General features: G+C 62.1%; 13 protein-coding genes. 3 read left to right on the top strand and 10 right to left on the bottom strand.

Translation table 11 applies throughout. The features are described from left to right. Positions 1-59: 59 nt before the first annotated feature. Together KY495_RS13745 and KY495_RS13740 are read right to left on the bottom strand one after the other, a co-directional pair. Positions 60-479, bottom strand: coding sequence for a hypothetical protein (locus KY495_RS13745; protein ID WP_219879977.1), 420 nt, complete (start codon positions 477-479; stop codon positions 60-62). A 359-nt stretch (positions 480-838) separates the two neighbouring features. Beyond that, positions 839-3601, bottom strand: a complete 2763-nt coding sequence (locus KY495_RS13740) for a TonB-dependent receptor (protein ID WP_219879976.1) — start codon at positions 3599-3601, stop codon at positions 839-841. Positions 3602-4130: 529 nt separating this feature from the next. Here KY495_RS13740 and KY495_RS13735 point away from each other — a divergent pair. Then, the gene (locus KY495_RS13735; protein WP_219879975.1) at positions 4131-5978 is read left to right on the top strand and encodes a glycoside hydrolase family 13 protein; all 1848 of its coding nucleotides are present in this window, start codon (positions 4131-4133) and stop codon (positions 5976-5978) included. A 47-nt stretch (positions 5979-6025) separates the two neighbouring features. After that, positions 6026-7087, top strand: a complete 1062-nt coding sequence (locus KY495_RS13730; protein WP_219879974.1) for an alpha/beta hydrolase — start codon at positions 6026-6028, stop codon at positions 7085-7087. Between the two features lie 7 nt (positions 7088-7094). Here KY495_RS13730 and KY495_RS13725 read toward each other — a convergent pair whose 3' ends face one another. The 8 genes from KY495_RS13725 to KY495_RS13690 all read right to left on the bottom strand — a co-directional run bounded on the left by KY495_RS13725 (position 7095) and on the right by KY495_RS13690 (position 14614). Next, the gene (locus KY495_RS13725; RefSeq protein WP_219879973.1) at positions 7095-8618 is read right to left on the bottom strand and encodes a response regulator; all 1524 of its coding nucleotides are present in this window, start codon (positions 8616-8618) and stop codon (positions 7095-7097) included. Positions 8619-8656: 38 nt separating this feature from the next. Beyond that, positions 8657-10009, bottom strand: coding sequence for an ATP-binding protein (locus KY495_RS13720; RefSeq protein WP_219879972.1), 1353 nt, complete (start codon positions 10007-10009; stop codon positions 8657-8659). Continuing rightward, positions 10006-11025, bottom strand: coding sequence for an ATP-binding SpoIIE family protein phosphatase (locus tag KY495_RS13715; protein WP_229518296.1), 1020 nt, complete (start codon positions 11023-11025; stop codon positions 10006-10008). Before KY495_RS13715 ends, KY495_RS13720 begins: the two co-directional genes overlap by 4 nt. Next, positions 11022-11435 (bottom strand): anti-sigma regulatory factor, encoded by a 414-nt coding sequence (locus tag KY495_RS13710; protein ID WP_219879970.1) that lies wholly within the window; start codon positions 11433-11435, stop codon positions 11022-11024. The genes KY495_RS13715 and KY495_RS13710 overlap by 4 nt, the downstream gene beginning before the upstream one ends. Before the next feature lie 28 nt (positions 11436-11463). Next, positions 11464-11820, bottom strand: a complete 357-nt coding sequence (locus KY495_RS13705; RefSeq protein ID WP_219879969.1) for an STAS domain-containing protein — start codon at positions 11818-11820, stop codon at positions 11464-11466. 3 nt (positions 11821-11823) lie between these two features. Further along, a complete protein-coding gene (locus KY495_RS13700) occupies positions 11824-12693 on the bottom strand; it encodes an STAS domain-containing protein (protein ID WP_219879968.1) in 870 nt (289 codons plus the stop codon). Positions 12694-12827: 134 nt separating this feature from the next. Next, positions 12828-13337 (bottom strand): GNAT family N-acetyltransferase, encoded by a 510-nt coding sequence (locus KY495_RS13695; RefSeq protein WP_219879967.1) that lies wholly within the window; start codon positions 13335-13337, stop codon positions 12828-12830. A 2-nt stretch (positions 13338-13339) separates the two neighbouring features. After that, a complete protein-coding gene (locus KY495_RS13690) occupies positions 13340-14614 on the bottom strand; it encodes an amidohydrolase family protein (RefSeq protein WP_219884244.1) in 1275 nt (424 codons plus the stop codon). Between the two features lie 201 nt (positions 14615-14815). On the opposite strand from KY495_RS13690, the gene KY495_RS13685 reads away from it, so the two are divergent. Beyond that, positions 14816-15556, top strand: a complete 741-nt coding sequence (locus tag KY495_RS13685; RefSeq protein WP_219879966.1) for a phasin family protein — start codon at positions 14816-14818, stop codon at positions 15554-15556. Positions 15557-15616: the final 60 nt, after the last annotated feature.

The raw sequence follows: 15616 nt of genomic DNA, 5'->3' as shown, positions 1-15616 counted from the left end.
CTCTTGGCGCACTTCCCGGGCTAAAACCCGCGTTTACGTGCGCCGCTAGTAGAAATCCCCTAGTACATGGTGGAGCTGTCGTCGCTGGCGCGGGTGATCTTGAAGCCGCTGCTGGTCCAGCAGCGGCCGTAAATGGAGCAGTAGGTAATGAGCAGCTCGAACTTGCGCTGCGCCAGCCGGGCTTGAAACTGGCGCGCTTGCGCCGGATCGGCAATGGCCAGGATCTCGGTGGTTTCGCCGGCCGACATGACGCGATCCCGCACCTCGGCATTGACCCAGGCTATCTGGTTGTCGCGGCCCATGACGGCGTCCATCAGTTCGCGGTTGCTGCCCAGTGCCTTGCCATCGACTTTCATGCTGACGTTGCGCACGATGGCCGGACCAATACCCTTGTTTTGCACCGCCAGCTTGTAGCCGTTGACGTTATTGGTGTACCACTCCACGTAAGGCCAGGCCGCCACCTGCTGCTGCTCCGACATGATCTTGCTTTGGTAGATATAAATGAAGAGACTGCAGATGCTGACTACAAAGGCGGTACCCGCCACCGCATATTCCCTGAACCTGACTGGTATCACGCCGACTCCGCAAAAAATGACCAACTAAAAGTTGACCATTTTACATTGCTTTGCAAAAACAAGGCAGAGGTCGGACCAACAAAGCGGACAACTGGTGCGACCAAAGTCCTGAGGCACAGCAACTTCCGCATCCTTGCCATCGCGAGCAGGCCCGGATGCTGGCTTCCAATGTAAAACACCCCGCCGGCTCGACGCCGACGGGGTGCATGGCCTTTTGAAGCGCCCTGCACTTTCGTGCAGGAACTTGCCTCTGGGGCTAAGCCTTAGAACTTGTAGTTGATGCCTGCAAGAACAGTGCGACCATACTTCTGATACTCGAGCTGCTTGTCGCGGGTCTCGCCGTAGGTTTCGTAGGCGGCATCGCCCACGTTATTCACCTGCAGGACCAGTCCAACACCCTTGAGCGGACCCTGGTTGAAGTTGTAGCCGATCTGGAAATCGACGACGTTTTCACCAACTACATAACGCAGCGCGCGGTCGTTTGCGAAGTTACCGATTTCACCGATAAAGTCAGAACGCTTGCGCTGGCTGACGCGCGTTTCGAAACCATCCTTCTCGTAGTACACGGTCAGATTGCTCACACGCTTGGACAGGCCAGGCAAGGTGATGTTGGTGCCAATGCTGCCGTCATCGATCTTGATGTTGCTGTCGCTGAACGTGGCGCTGGCCGAGACACCGAAGCCATCAAGCGCGTCTGCCACCATATTCAATGGCAACGATGCTGACAGTTCCAGACCCTTGAGCGTACCGCCCTTGCCATTGTACGGTGCCGTGTAGTTACCGATGTTGGTCGTGGCCTTGGTCCCTGGCGTGAACTTTGAAAAATCGTAGCTCTGCGTCTGAGTGAAGATGTAGGTGTCAAGCTTCTTGTGGAATGCTGCAACAGCTACGTATGCCTTCGTGCCGAAGTACTTCTCATAAGAGATGTCGAAGGCCTTGGCGCGCCATGGTTCCAGCTTGGCATTACCGCCGCTGCCACCCGGTTTGAAGTCGGTATCGGAGACGCCGAAGTCCAGCGCTGCGCGCAGTTGATCGATACGTGGGCGGGCAATCTGCTTGGCCGCCGCGATACGAATCGTCTGCTGGTTCGACAAGCCAAATGCCAGGTTCATGCTTGGCAGGTAGTCGGTGTACTTCATGCCTTCGTCGACCGGCTTGACCTGGCTGCCTGCCGGCGCGGTGCCATCGAAGTAATTGGCCTGTGAAGACTGGTCAGTGTGCTGCGCCTGGATACCGAAGTTACCCTTGATGCTGATATCGCCCATGTCGTGGTCGATATTGGCTTTGATGTAAGTCGTCGTGATTTTCTCGTTGACGTCCCACGCCTTCGAGATCAGGTAACCCAGATCGTCAACCGGATTAAAGCTCATGTAGCGCGACACCACGGCAGGTACGTTCCAGGAAGGAATGACACCGCTGCCTGCAAAGCCCAGGTCGACAGGGGAGTACTGCACGTCGCCTGGCAGCACCTGGGGGGCACCTACCAGATTGATCGATCCTTCAGGCTGACGCTTTTTCTTGGAACGGTCGGTGATATTGAAGCCGATATCCACGCCACCGAGGTAATTGTCAAACACGCCGGGAACCGGCAGCGAGGCGACAAGTTTGAAGCCGCGCAATTCATCTTCTACCTTGGGGGTCTTGCCGTAGCCAGAGCCATAGATCGAATTGCGAACGTACAAGTTAGCCGGGTTGCTGTAATCAAGGCCGGGGTTGAGCTGCGAAAAGCTGCCATTTCCCAGGGACAGTGCTACCGAGTCATAGACAGGGCTGTCGCCAGGGCCTGCCATTTGCAGATTGTTCTCCAGGCTCAGCTCATCGCGCTTTGCCTTCGAAAAGTTCAGGTCGGCGAACAGCGACCAGTTCTGGAACTTGAAGTTATTGCTCCATCCAGCTGCCTTGATATCGTCCTTGCGGTCGGTGTACATGCCACGCACCAGGGGATAGACCTTGTTCATGGTACCGCCCACCAGGACACCATTTCTGACTACGACAGGGTCGTAGAACGGTGCGTCGACATCCGGAGAGCCTTCAGGCACGCCAGGACGACCGTTGTAGCCACTGAGGTTGACTTCCATCTGGTTGGCCGTATCTTCGCGGGTGAAACGCGATGCGTACAGATCAAGGACGCTGTTCCAGGTCTTCGATGGGCGATACTGGAGCACGGCCATCACGCCATCGCGCTCATTGCGTCCGCTGCGGGCAACCGACTTGATACCGTCAGTGATGAAGGTGCCGGCCGGTACGCCTGGTCGACCGTCGCGCTTCCAAGGCTCATACAGGCCCGTCTCATGCGACAGCACTGGCGATTCCAGATGCGCGTAGCCGATGGCCAGACCGATGGTCCGGTTGGCGAATTGATTAATGTAGCTTGCGCTGACACGATTGCCCGTCGCCTTGGCATTGGCGATGGAACCGAGCGAATTGCGCTCGCCGCGCGCGTTCAGGGCAATGGTGCGGCTCTGGAACGCCAGCGGACGCACGCTTTGCATGTCGATGGTGCCCGACAGACCCTGGCCGATCAGGCCGGCGTCGGGGGTCTTGTAGATAGTGACGCCGGACAGCAGTTCGGACGGGTACTGGTCAAACTCCACACTGCGGTTGTCGCCGGTGCTGACCTGTTCGCGTCCGTTGAGCAGGGTGGTCGAGAAGTCCGGGGACAGGCCGCGCACGCTGATGACCTGGGCACGGCCGCCTACACGCTGGGCCGCCAGACCTGGAAGGCGCGAGATCGATTCGGCAATCGAGACGTCCGGCAGCTTGCCGATGTCTTCGGCCGAGATGGCCTCAACGATCGAACTCGAATCCTTTTTTACAGAAATGGCACCCTCGATACCGCGACGGATACCAGAAACGGTCACTGTCTGGATGCCGTCTTCGACCTTCACAGGTTCAGCCGCGGTCGCCGTCGCATCTTGCGCAAACGAGGAACCTGCCATCAGGGCGAGGAACACGGCGCAGCCTGCAGCCACCGGGTTCAGTTGGAAAGCGGCGCTCTGGGAGCGCTTGCTCGAGAAAATGTTCATAAGTCCCCTCATCTCATCAGTACTACATAATTCCCGGAAAACCAGCTTGGCAGCTCCTACGCGGGATCCTTTAGCGAAACGTTCTAAGACGTTCTGGAGAAGATTTTGTACTAAAACTAGATGCACTGTCAACGAGAGTTGCGTATGACTACGAAAAAGGGCACAAATTCAACATTTCAAGGGAAAGCCTCAATATTCTCGTTGTATTTCGGGTACATTTATCTTCGTCAGCACCTGTAGTACGACTACATTACCGCCCAATTTCACTATTTTATTGCAGCGCTGCACCATTTCGATGCGTGCGTAATGGTGTTTCTCCACATTAACAGCTAACGTTGACTACATAAAGTAAAGACTATGCGTACCCCATAAAGGCGTCAGCGCCTGTAGCCGAACTAGATAAATCACAGATTTTGGCAGGCAGTCGTTGAGGCACCATTGCCTCTACTGTATGCTAGGCACCCACTACTTGTGTATTACAACTACAGTTGCGTTGCCCTCTATAACTGTCACCAATCCGAGACACATCATGCCCCGTTTGATTTCAGCACTCTGCGCAATCCTCCTCATTCTTCCCGGTGCGGCACTAGGCAAAAACAAGCTCATCGAGCATCTGGAACCGCCCTTCTGGTGGACAGGCATGGCCCATCCGCATCTGCAGCTGATGGTGCATGGGCCCGGCATCGGCGCGCTGACGCCAGCGCTGTCCTATCCCGGCGTGCGGATCGACAGCGTGACCCGGGTCGCGAACCCCAACTACCTGTTCATCAATCTCACCGTCGCGGCAAACGCAAGAAGCGGCGCGTTTGACATCGCCTTTAGCGGCGCCGGCAAGCGCACCACCTATCGCTACGAGCTGCGCGAGCGCGAGCAGGGCTCGGCGGCGCGCGCCGGCTTTTCCGGCCGCGATGCGATCTACCAGATCATGCCGGACCGCTTCGCCAACGCCAATCCGGCCAACGACAACATGCCCGGCATGCGCGAACTGGCAAACCGCAGCAGTGGCGGCGGGCGCCATGGGGGTGACATCGAGGGCATCATCCATGGCCTGGACTACATCGCCGCCATGGGCTTTACCCAGCTGTGGCCAACCCCGCTGGTGGAAAACAATATGCCTGCATGGTCTTATCACGGTTACGCGGCGACCGATCACTACCGGATCGACCCACGCTACGGCAGCAATGAAGACTACGTGCGCCTCGCGCGCGAAGCGAAGAAACGGGGTATCGGCATCATCCAGGATGTGGTGCTGTCGCATATCGGCAGCAGCCATTGGTGGATGGCCGACCTGCCCACGCCGGACTGGATTGCCTACGGCGGCAAGTTTGTACCGACGCGCCACCACCGCGTATCGGTCCAGGACCCGTACGGGGCCACAGCCGACAAGGAAAACTTCATCAGCGGCTGGTTCAGCGCCACCATGCCGGACATGAACCAGTCCAATCCCCTGGTGGCCACTTACCTTATCCAGAATAATATCTGGTGGATCGAATACGCCGGCCTGTCAGGCCTGCGCATCGATACCTACAGCTACTCGGACGGCGCCTTCCTCACCGAATACACGCGGCGCCTGATGGCGGAATACCCGGGCTTGAACATGGTGGGTGAGGAATGGCACAAGTCGCCGGCCGTGGTCTCGCGCTGGCAGCGCGGCAAGCAAAATCCGGACGGCTACGTGAGCCACCTGCCCAGCCTCATGGATTTCCCGCTGGCCGAAGCCATGCGCGGGGCGCTGGCAAGCAAGGACCCCGCTGCATTCACCGAGGTCTATGAAACGCTGTCCCAGGACTACCTGTACCCCAATCCCTTGGCACTGGTCCTGTTTGAGGGCAATCACGATGTGTCACGCCTGTACAGCGTGGTGGGCGAAGACCTGGACCTGTACAAGATGAACCTGGTATTCCTGATGACGATGCCGCGCATCCCGCAGTTCTATTACGGCACCGAGCTGCTGATGACCAGCACGACCGGGCCGCGCGACGATGCCAGCTACCGGCACGACTTTCCCGGCGGCTGGCGCGGCGACGCTGTCAACGCTTTTTCAGGCCAGGGACTGTCTGCCGCGCAGCGCCAGGCCCAGGATTTCGTACGCAAGCTGGCCAACTGGCGCAAGGGTGCCGCCGTCATTCACCACGGGCGAACCATGCATTTCGGCGCCCAGGATGGCACCTACGTCTATTTCCGCTACCTTGACGGGCAAAAGGTCATGGTCGCCTTTAACAAGAACAGTACCAGTGCCGTGCTGCCTGCAGGGCGCTTCGCCGAAATCCTGGGCAAGGCGGGCAGCGGTGTGGACGTCCTCACCGGCCAGCGCTACGCACTCGATACCGCGCTGACCCTGCCGCCACGCAGCAGCGTGATCCTGGAAATCCAGTGACCCGCGCCGCGCCATTTTCCGCAACTTCTAAATTGGAGGGCTGACCCATGCGGCTCCTGCTCCTGGCAGCACTGATCGCGGCCGTGACCGTGCCGGCCCGCGCCACCACCGTGCGCATCCATTACGACAGCGGCCAGCAGCCCATGCTGATCCACACTGCCCGGGCGATGGTGGCCGCCCGCCCGGGTCCCGGCAAGGTCTGGTCGTACACCTGGCCGGACAGCGCCGGTGACATCGACCTGCAGCCGGCACTGGCCGGCAAGGGACTGTCCACCGGCGGGCGCTATCGCATCAGCGCCGGAACAACATCCAACATCTACCCTTTCTTTGGCGCCGCCACCGGGCGCGTTACGCTGCAGGCGCCACTGGCTTCGCCACAGCTCGGAAACAGCCGCAGGCTACGCATCTACCTGCCGCCCAGCTACGCGGAGAATACGGCCAAGCGCTACCCGGTACTGTACATGCACGACGGGCAGAACCTGTTCGATGCGGCCAGCGCGGCCTACGGCGTGGAGTGGGGAATTGACGAGACAGTGGACCGCCTCGTGGGCGCCGGCGTCATGGACGAGATCATCGTGGTCGGCATTGATAATACGCCGGAGCGCATTGCCGAATACACGCCCTGCTGCGACCCGAAGGCAGGCGGCGGCCAGGTGGCGCAATACCAGGCATTCATCACCGATACGGTCAAGCCGCATGTCGACGCTACCCTGCGTACCCTGCCCGGCAGGGAGCACACCGCCATCATGGGTTCGTCGCTGGGCGGGATTGCTTCGCTGGTGATCGCGCACGGCAGGCCGGATGTGTTTTCCATGGCTGGCGGCGTGTCGTCATCATTGTGGTGGAACGAGATGGCGCTGGTGCGCCAGCCCTATCCCAGGGCGGCGCTGAAAGTCTACCTGGATTCGGGCGCCATCAGTGATGGCCTTGAGCAGACTGCCGCCATGCGCGATGCGATGCTCGGCCTGGGCTACCGCGATGGGCACGATCTGCTGTACCACGCCGACCCAGCGGGCCGCCACAATGAAGCATCGTGGGCAGCGCGCGTGCATCGCCCCCTGGCCTGGTTCTTCCCGTGGGGAAGTACCAGGCAGCAGGGCAAGCGCTAACCGCTGATCAACGCTTCTGGCGGGTGCTCAGGTTGAGCGAGCGGATGCGCTCGAAATCGATCGGCTTGACCACGTGCTCGTTAAAACCGGCGTCCACCGCCAGCTCACGGTCGCGTTCCTGGCCATACCCGGTCAGTGCGATCATGAAAGCCTGCTCCATGCCCGGCACTTCACGCATGCGGCGCGCCACTTCGTAGCCGGTCATGTCGGGCAGGCCGATATCAAGGAAGACGCAATAAGGCTGGTAGGTGGCGGCGCGGTCCAGTGCATCCTGGCCGCTGTATGCCACTTCCACTTCATGCCCGTCGATCGACAGCAGCGCGGCCAGCATGTCGGCCGCATCCATGTTGTCGTCCACCACCAGGATGCGCGACACGCCGGTGCCCTGGTCCGCCTGCGCCTGCTGCACCACCTCGGGGTGGACCACCGCGTCCACCGGCAGGCGCACTTCAAACGTGCTGCCCTTGCCGGGGCCGTCGCTGGACGCCTTGACGCTGCCGTTATGCATCTCAACCAGCGTGCGCACCAGCGACAGGCCGATACCCAGGCCGTCCTGTACCCGGTCGGTGGTGAAGCCGTCCTGGGCGAACATGTCGAAGATGACGTCCAGCTTTTCCGGACCGATGCCGATGCCGTTGTCGCTCACGCGGATGACCAGCTCCTTGCCGTCGACCTTCGCTTCCAGGCCAATGGTGCCGTCGGCCGGCGTGAACTTGACCGCGTTATGCAGCAGGTTGCCGACAATCTGGGCCAGGCGCACGTGATCGCCCTCCACCCACACTTCGGCCTGCGGCAGCGATACATTGAGCGTGTGATGGCGCGCGTCGGCAATGTGCGCCACCGACTCCCGCGCACTGTCGATAAACGTCTTGAGCTCGACCCGCTCCTTGTGCAGCGTGATCTTGCCCTTGGAAATACGGGCTACGTCAAGCAGGTCTTCCACCAGGCGCACCAGGTGTCCGGTGTGGCGCAGGATCGTCATGCGCGCCTGCTCCTGCACTGGCGGCACTTCCGGATCAAGGCGGCACAACAGCTCCACGGCGGTACGGATCGGCCCCAGCGGATTGCGCAGCTCATGCGCCAGGGTGGCCAGGAAGTCGTCCTTGCGGCGGTCGACATCACGCAGCTCGCGCTCCACTCGCCCCAGCCGCAGCAGGGCCTTGACGTTGGCCACCAGCTCTTCCGGCTCAATCGGCTCGAACAGGTAGTTATCGGCGCCGCCTTCCAGGGCCCGGATCTTGTCCGACGTGCCCACATAGGACGCTGACGTCTGCAGTACCAGCACGGCGCGGGTTTCCTGCTCGGCCTTGAGGCGGCGGCACACTTCCATGCCATGGATATCGGGCAGCTTGGTGTCGAGCAGGACCAGGTCGGGATTGTGTTCGAGCGCCATGGTCAGTGCCTCGGCGCCGCTGCTCGCCTCAATGACCTTGAAGCCTGCATGCTTGAGAACACGCGACTTGGCGTAGCGGGCAGCTTCGTTGTCATCCACATTCAAAATGACAGAATCGGTATAGGACATGAGCGTCATGATAGGCCTTGAATCTTCTGGTTGCTGATTGCGTGTAATTATTCGTGATGCGCGGGCTCGGTGAACACCCGCGGCAGCGTCAGGGTGAATACCGAGCCGCTGCCGGGGGTGCTGGCCGCATGCACGCTGCCACCGAGCAGCGTGGCCAGCTTGCGGCACAGGGGCAGTCCCAGGCCGGTACCTTTCACCCGCGCCTGCAGGCGGTTTTCCACCTGGTTGAATTCCTCGAAAATCATGTCGAGATAGCGCGCCTCGATGCCCAGGCCCGTGTCGGTGACGGTGAAATCAATCTGCTCGCCACGCGCCCGCGCGCGTACCACCACCGCGCCCACTTCGGTGAACTTGATCGCGTTGGAGACAAAATTGCGCAGGATCTGGGCCAGCTTGCCATGGTCGGTGTGCAGCGCCATGCCATCGGGCGCGTCAAACACCAGCGCCAGGGGCGAATCGACCAACAGGGGGCGCAGCATGCCGCGCAGGGCGCTGAACACTTCGCCCACGTCGACATTGGCGGCCCGTACATCGACCTTGCCCGCCTCGATCTTGGCCAGGTCAAGCAGGTCGTCGACCATTTCGTTAAGCGCCACGGTCCCCTGCAGGATGAAGCTCACCTGGCGATGCTGCTCTTCGGACAATTCGCCATCGGCGCCGGACAGCAACAGGCGCGACAGGGCGCGGATGGAGCTGAGCGGGGTGCGGAATTCATGGCTCATGTTCGACAGGAAGCGCGACTTCATTTCGTCGGCGCGGCGCAGGTTGCCCGCCTTTTCGTCCAGCTCCTCGTACAGCACGGCCATGCCGCGGTTGGTCTCTTCCAGCTGGCGCGTGAGCTGCAGCAGCTCTTCCTGGCGCGCCTTCAGTTCGGCCAGGGTGCTCAGCAGCTCCTGGTTCTGATGCTGCACTTCGGCCAGCACCGAGTCGGGCATCTGCGCCCGCAGGCGGGCGCTCATTTCCCCCACCATCGGCGCCGTGATGCGGTTGACCTCCGACGGCAGCAGCTTGTGCATCACGATGCGGGTGCCGGCGCCGCGGCCCGTGTCGATGTCGAAGCCATCCATCATGCGGCGCGCGCCGATCAGGCCCACGCCCATGCCGGTGCTGGACTTGTAATTGCCCCCCAGGACTTCATCGAGGTGGCCGATGCCCGGCCCATTGTCTTCCAGCTTGATCTCAAGCGCCTGTTTGCCTTCGAACTGCCCCATGAGGAATTCGACCTGGCCGCTGCCGGCATAGTTGAAGACATTGCGCGCCAGCTCAGAGACCGAAGTGGCGATGCGCACCTGGTCCTGCATCGCAAACTGGCAGCTGACCGCGATCTCGCGCGCGCGCTGGCGCGCCGCCACCACATCGAGTTCGGTGGCGATGGCCAGCTTGAGGATGCGCAGTGTCATGGCCCTCGGTCCAGCTGGCGCAGCACCAGCACCATGGCGTCGTCGCGCTGGCGCGCGAAGTCGCGGTACAACACGGCTGCGATGAGGGCGGGATGACGGAACATGAGCCCCTGGTAGGCATTCACATCCCAGCGCGTGGCGATGCCGTCGGAATGGATGACGAGCGTGGCGCCGGCGCCCCATTCATGCTCGAATGCCTGCACCTTGCGCATATTGCTGCCCACGATGCCATTGTGCGACATCAGGTGGCGCCGCGTGTCCTGGTAAAAAATGCAGCCGGCCAGGTTGCCGACGCCGGCAAAATCGAGCCGCCCGGCACCAGGATCAATGATCGCGATGGCCATTGCCGCGCCGCGCGTGCCGTGCAGGGCGCGGTGGGCATGTGCCATCAGCTCCGCCGCCGGCAGGTCAGGATGGCTGGCGGCCAGTGCCACTGCGGGATCGGAAGCGCGTGCGGCATCGGGACCGTGACCGAGGCCATCGGCCGCGCATACCGTGATGCACTGGCGCCCCACGCCAATCCGAAACGCGTCGCCGCATGCATCCTCGCCGGCGATCGGCACGCACACGGCGCCCACCTGCCATTCGCTGTTCAGCGGGCCAATGCCGTCGGCCCACAAGACCATCATCATCACCGTGCCCTGGCCGGGAACCGAATAAATGTCGAACTCCTGGGTCAGGCGGCCGATGGCACCCATGCCCACGCCATAGCTGCCGGCTGTGGAGTGACCGTCCTGCATCAGCAATGGCAGGTTGGCCATGCCGGGCCCTTTGTCCAGGGACATGATCTCAATTCCCATGACGCCGTCGGCTTCGACTGGGCGCAGCAGGATTTCGCCATGCTGGGCGTGCTTGACAATATTGGTACCGGCTTCGGTGATGACGATCGCCACCTGGCCGGTGCGCACCTCGTCGAAACCAAGGCGGCGCGCCAGCTCGTTGCCGGTCCGGCGGGCGGAAGCAATCTCGCTCGATTCACTGATGTGAAAGGACACCTGCTTGCCAAGATTGTTCAAAAGGGCTTCCATTTCGTGATGGTGACGGTGGTGCCCTTGCCCGGCGCGCTGTCGATCTCGAATTCATCGGCCAGGCGCTTGGCGCCGGACAGACCCAGGCCCATGCCGCCGCCGCTGGTGTAGCCGTCGCGCATGGCGATCTCGATGTCCGGAATGCCGGGGCCTTCGTCAATGAAGCTGGCGCGCACGCCGCGCACGCCGTTTTCCATCAGCTGCTGCAGCTCGGCATGGCCGCCCCCGCCGTAGCGCAGCACATTGCGCGCCAGTTCACTGGCCGCCGTCACCATCTTGGTCTGGTCGGTCAGGGAAAACTTGAGCGCCACCATATCCTCGCGCACCATCTTGCGCAGGCGGACCACGTCTTCGTCGGTGTGCAGCGGTGCCCGAACGATGCTGTCACTGTTGCTCATGTCCGGCCTCCTGATTTGCCGGCGGCGGTCATTCCTGGTCCTGCTGCAGCAGGGCCAGGCCACGTTCGATATTGAGCGCCGTGCGCACGCCTTCCAGGCTCAGGCCCAGTTCCACCAGGGTGATGGCGACGGCCGGCTGCATGCCGACCAGCACCGTGCGGGCGTCGAGAATCTTGGCCATGGCGGCGGTATGGCTGATCATGCGGCCAATGAACGAGTCGACGATGTCGAGCGCTGAAATGTCGATCAGTACGCCAGTGGCGCGATCCTTGACGATGCGCGCGGTCAGGTCGTCCTGCAGCGCCATGGCGAGGCGGTCGTGCATGTCGACCTGGATGGTGACCAGCAGGAGCCGGCCCATCTTGAGAATGGGGATGCGTTCCATGGCTTAGCGCGCGTGCTGCGCGTGGCTGATGGTGGAACCGGTGCGCTTGAGCGCCACCACGAAGGCGTCGGCCAGCGTGGCCTTGGTTACCACGTCTTCCAGGTTCACGCCAAGATGCACGATGGTCTGGGCGATCTGGGGGCGGATGCCGCTGATGATGCAGTCGGCGCCCATCAGGCGCGCGGCGGCGATGGTCTTGAGCAGATGCTGGGCCACCAGGGTGTCCACGGTGGGCACGCCGGTGATGTCGATGATGGCAATGGCGGCGCCCGTGTCGACGATCTTCTGCAGCAGGCTTTCCATGACCACCTGGGTGCGGGCGCTGTCGAGGGTACCGATCAGCGGCAGGGCCAGGACGCCTTCCCACAGCTGCACCACGGGCGTGGACAGTTCCAGCAGTTCCTGCTGCTGGCGCAAAATGATCTGCTCGCGCGCCTTCTGGTACACCTCGATGGTGAACAGGCCAAGACGGTCGAACAGGGCGCTGGTGTCTGCCGTTTCCTCGATCAGGAGTTCGGGCTGGCCCGCCAGCTCCGTGCGCAGATAGGAAAACAGGGGATCCTTGAGCGAGAAGATGAAGCTGGCCGTCTCGATCGAGGACGAGCCCTGGCGCACGCGCGCCTGCGAGATTTCGGTCAGCATGCTGCGCGTGTCATCCCAGGCCGCCGTTTCAATGTCGGTGGTGCCGCCGCCCTTTTCAATGGCCTGGACCAGCATGCGCAAAAAGCGCACCGCCTGCTGGCGCAGTTCGCCCTCGGCGTTCTTGTCGCGGCGGATGACGCGGGACATGAAGCCGGCCAGCCACACTTCCAGCAGTTCGCTTTCATGTTTGACGATGACGTTCGCGAGCTGCACACTTTTATGAGTTGACATGAAGGTCCTTAATTGGTTAACGCGACGATGATCAGCACGCGGTGAGTCGGACATTATATAGCCGTATGACAATTATCTGAGCACGATACTGGTCCGTGCGCGGAATGGGCGTCATAACAACAGCTAAAATTTTCCTACGGCAACATTATGCTGTAGAGCCGGGTACCCTGGTCGTCCGGCGCCAGGTAGATCACCTTTTCAAAGCGCATGCCCAGCTTGCGCAGCAAGGCGTTGGAGCCGGCGTTGGCGGCCGAAGTAATGGCCACCAGGCGCGCTATGCCAAGCCGGCGCGCATAGGGCAACAGGGCCGCTGCTGCTTCGTACGCATAGCCCTGTCCAAAATAGCGCGGCAGGAAGGCGTAGCCGAGGTCCACATCGTCGAGCGTGTCGCGCTTGATCAGGCCCGCCATGCCGATCGGCGTGCCGCTGCCGCGCAGCGTGACCAGATAGATCGCGTGCCCGCGCGCGGCCTGCATGGCCATGGGACCGCTGACAATGGCCTCGCGCGCCGCCTGCAGTGACCGGATGCCGCGGTCGCCGATGTGGGTGATGAAGTCCGGCGTATTGACCAGTTCGAGGTAAAACGGCGCGTCGTCCGGTTCCACCGTGCGCAGCGCCAGCCGTGCAGTGTCCAGGATACGCATGCCTATCGACCCAGCCGAAAATCCGTTTGCGCCGGGCGGCCCGGCAAGTGCAATGTCGCACGCGCGGCCGGCGCGGTGCTGAGCACCTGGCCGCGCCGGATCACGACCTTGCGCACCGCGCGCAGCCGGATCGCTTCCACCGCGCTGCCGGCATCGAGCAGCACCAGGTCGGCATGGCAGCCGGGCGCAATGCCATAGCCTTCCAGCCCCAGGATCCGGGCCGGGGTCTCGGTGATGGCCATGAAACACTGCTGCATGGCGGCCTGCCCCGTCATCTGTGCCACGTGCAGGCCCATGTGCGCCACCTCCAGCATGTCGCCCGAACCGAGGCCGTACCAGGGATCCATCACGCAATCGTGGCCAAAGGCGACGTCAACCCCGGCGGCCATCAGTTCCGGCACCCGCGTCATGCCGCGCCGCTTGGGATAGGTGTCGTGACGGCCCTGCAATGTGATGTTGATGAGCGGGTTGGCAATCGCTGCCACCCCCGATTCCGCAATCAGGGGCAGCAGCTTGCTGACATAGTAGTTGTCCATCGAGTGCATGGAAGTCAGGTGCGAGCCTGCCACCCTGCCCTGCAGCCCGAGGCGCTGGGTTTCGCAGGCCAGCGTTTCAATGTGGCGCGACATGGGGTCGTCCGACTCGTCGCAGTGCATGTCCACGCGCAGGCCTTGTTCGGCCGCGTATTCACACAACAGCTTGACCGAGGCCGCGCCTTCGGCCATGGTGCGTTCGAAATGGGGGATGCCGCCCACCACATCGACTCCCATGCCTACGGCGCGCTTGAGATTGGCAAAGGCAGTGCGGCAGCGCAGGATGCCATCCTGGGGAAAGGCCACCAGCTGCAGGTCGATATAGGGTGCCACCCGGCGTTTTACTTCCAGCAGCGCCTCGGTGGCCAGCAGGCGGTCATCGCAGATGTCCACATGCGAGCGGATCGCCAGCAGGCCGCGCGCCACCGCCCAGTCGCAGTACTGCATGGCGCGCTCGATGATGGCTTCCTGCACCAGCGTTGGCTTGAGTTCGCCCCACAGGCTGATGCCTTCGAGCAGGGTACCGCTGGCGTTGACGCGCGGCAGGCCGTAGCTGAGGGTAGCATCCATGTGAAAGTGCGCATCGACGAAAGGCGGGGTCACCAGGTCGCCGCCAGCGTCGATCTCCTGCGCCGCGCCAAGCGCCAGGCGCTCGCCGACGGCGTGGATTCGTCCAGCCTGGATGGCAATGTCGATGTTTTGCCTGCCGTCAGGCAAGCTTGCGTTGCGAATGACGATGTCCATGATGTCCATAAAGCTCCTGTACCGGGTCCCACTGATTGTAGTGGCTGCCGGCCCATTCGGGGCAAGCGATGCGCGCAAGCCATGCATATTGCATTGCAATAATTCCTCGCGGGAATTGATGGCGAAAGTGCTTTGCAACACAGACGCGGGCGGCTAGACTAGGCAATATTGCACCGCGTCACAATCAGCCCAGGAGGCCCCATGAATATTCCAGAACAGTTGTCCGCAGCACGCAAGACCCAGCTCGAAGCGCAGCTGAACTTTTTCAATAGCTTTACCAGCAAAGCCGTCGCCAACGCCGAGAAACTGCTTGCCCTGAACCTTGACCTGACCCGCCAGACGGTGGAAAAATCGACCGCCGCCATGTGCCAGGCATTGACGGCCCGCGAGCCGGCAGACTTCATGGCGCTCACGACGCGCACCCCGGAAACGTTCGGCAGCCTGATGGCATATGGCCGCGAACTGATGTCGCTTGCCACCGGCGCGACAGGAACGGCTCCGGCACCGACTGTGTCCGCTGCACCAGCTGCGCCAGCGCTGGAAGTGAAGCCGGCGGCGAAGCCGGAAGCGAAGCAAAGGGCGGAGCAAAAGGCGGAGCAAAAGGCGGCAGCGCCGAGCGCCGAGCAAATCATCGAGCAGGCAGCAGAGCAGGCAGCAGAAGCCATCGTGGCCCCGCTGGCCGAGCCGGCAATCCCCCAAGCCAGCGCCTTCGAGGCGGAGGCGGCACCGAAGGTCAGAGCCAAGCCAATTGCCAAAGCCCTTGGCGATGCCATGGGTGGCGCCGTGCCAAAGGCGGCGGCAGTGACGGTTCCTGCCAATGCCAAGGTCAAGGTCACCAGCGTCAAGCCGGTGGAAGCAACGCCGCCTGCGGCGCCCGCAGCCGGAACGCCCGAAGTGGCCCAGCACGATCCGGCGGCTGCACGGGGAAAGAAAAAGAAGTAAGGCGCACTGCGCGGCCGCCTGCGCGGTCCGTCCAAACATAGTAAATTAACGGGCTTCGGC

Source organism: Massilia sp. PAMC28688 (assembly GCF_019443445.1).
GTDB lineage: Bacteria > Pseudomonadota > Gammaproteobacteria > Burkholderiales > Burkholderiaceae_D > Telluria_A.
Note: the sequence above shows the minus strand (reverse complement) of the source record. Positions and strands in the feature narration are given on the sequence as shown.

Excerpts from the sequence above, each read along its gene's own strand:
- KY495_RS13745 (WP_219879977.1), bottom strand. The coding sequence starts at position 479 with ATGTCGGAGCAGCAGCAGGTGGCGGCCTGGCCTTACGTGGAGTGGTAC.
- KY495_RS13725 (WP_219879973.1), bottom strand. The coding sequence starts at position 8,618 with ATGACGCTCATGTCCTATACCGATTCTGTCATTTTGAATGTGGATGAC.
- KY495_RS13700 (WP_219879968.1), bottom strand. The coding sequence starts at position 12,693 with ATGTCAACTCATAAAAGTGTGCAGCTCGCGAACGTCATCGTCAAACAT.
- KY495_RS13720 (WP_219879972.1), bottom strand. The coding sequence starts at position 10,009 with ATGACACTGCGCATCCTCAAGCTGGCCATCGCCACCGAACTCGATGTG.
- KY495_RS13735 (WP_219879975.1), top strand. The coding sequence starts at position 4,131 with ATGCCCCGTTTGATTTCAGCACTCTGCGCAATCCTCCTCATTCTTCCC.
- KY495_RS13705 (WP_219879969.1), bottom strand. The coding sequence starts at position 11,820 with ATGGAACGCATCCCCATTCTCAAGATGGGCCGGCTCCTGCTGGTCACC.
- KY495_RS13695 (WP_219879967.1), bottom strand. The coding sequence starts at position 13,337 with ATGCGTATCCTGGACACTGCACGGCTGGCGCTGCGCACGGTGGAACCG.
- KY495_RS13710 (WP_219879970.1), bottom strand. The coding sequence starts at position 11,435 with ATGAGCAACAGTGACAGCATCGTTCGGGCACCGCTGCACACCGACGAA.
- KY495_RS13740 (WP_219879976.1), bottom strand. The coding sequence starts at position 3,601 with ATGAACATTTTCTCGAGCAAGCGCTCCCAGAGCGCCGCTTTCCAACTG.
- KY495_RS13690 (WP_219884244.1), bottom strand. The coding sequence starts at position 14,614 with ATGGACATCGTCATTCGCAACGCAAGCTTGCCTGACGGCAGGCAAAAC.
- KY495_RS13730 (WP_219879974.1), top strand. The coding sequence starts at position 6,026 with ATGCGGCTCCTGCTCCTGGCAGCACTGATCGCGGCCGTGACCGTGCCG.
- KY495_RS13685 (WP_219879966.1), top strand. The coding sequence starts at position 14,816 with ATGAATATTCCAGAACAGTTGTCCGCAGCACGCAAGACCCAGCTCGAA.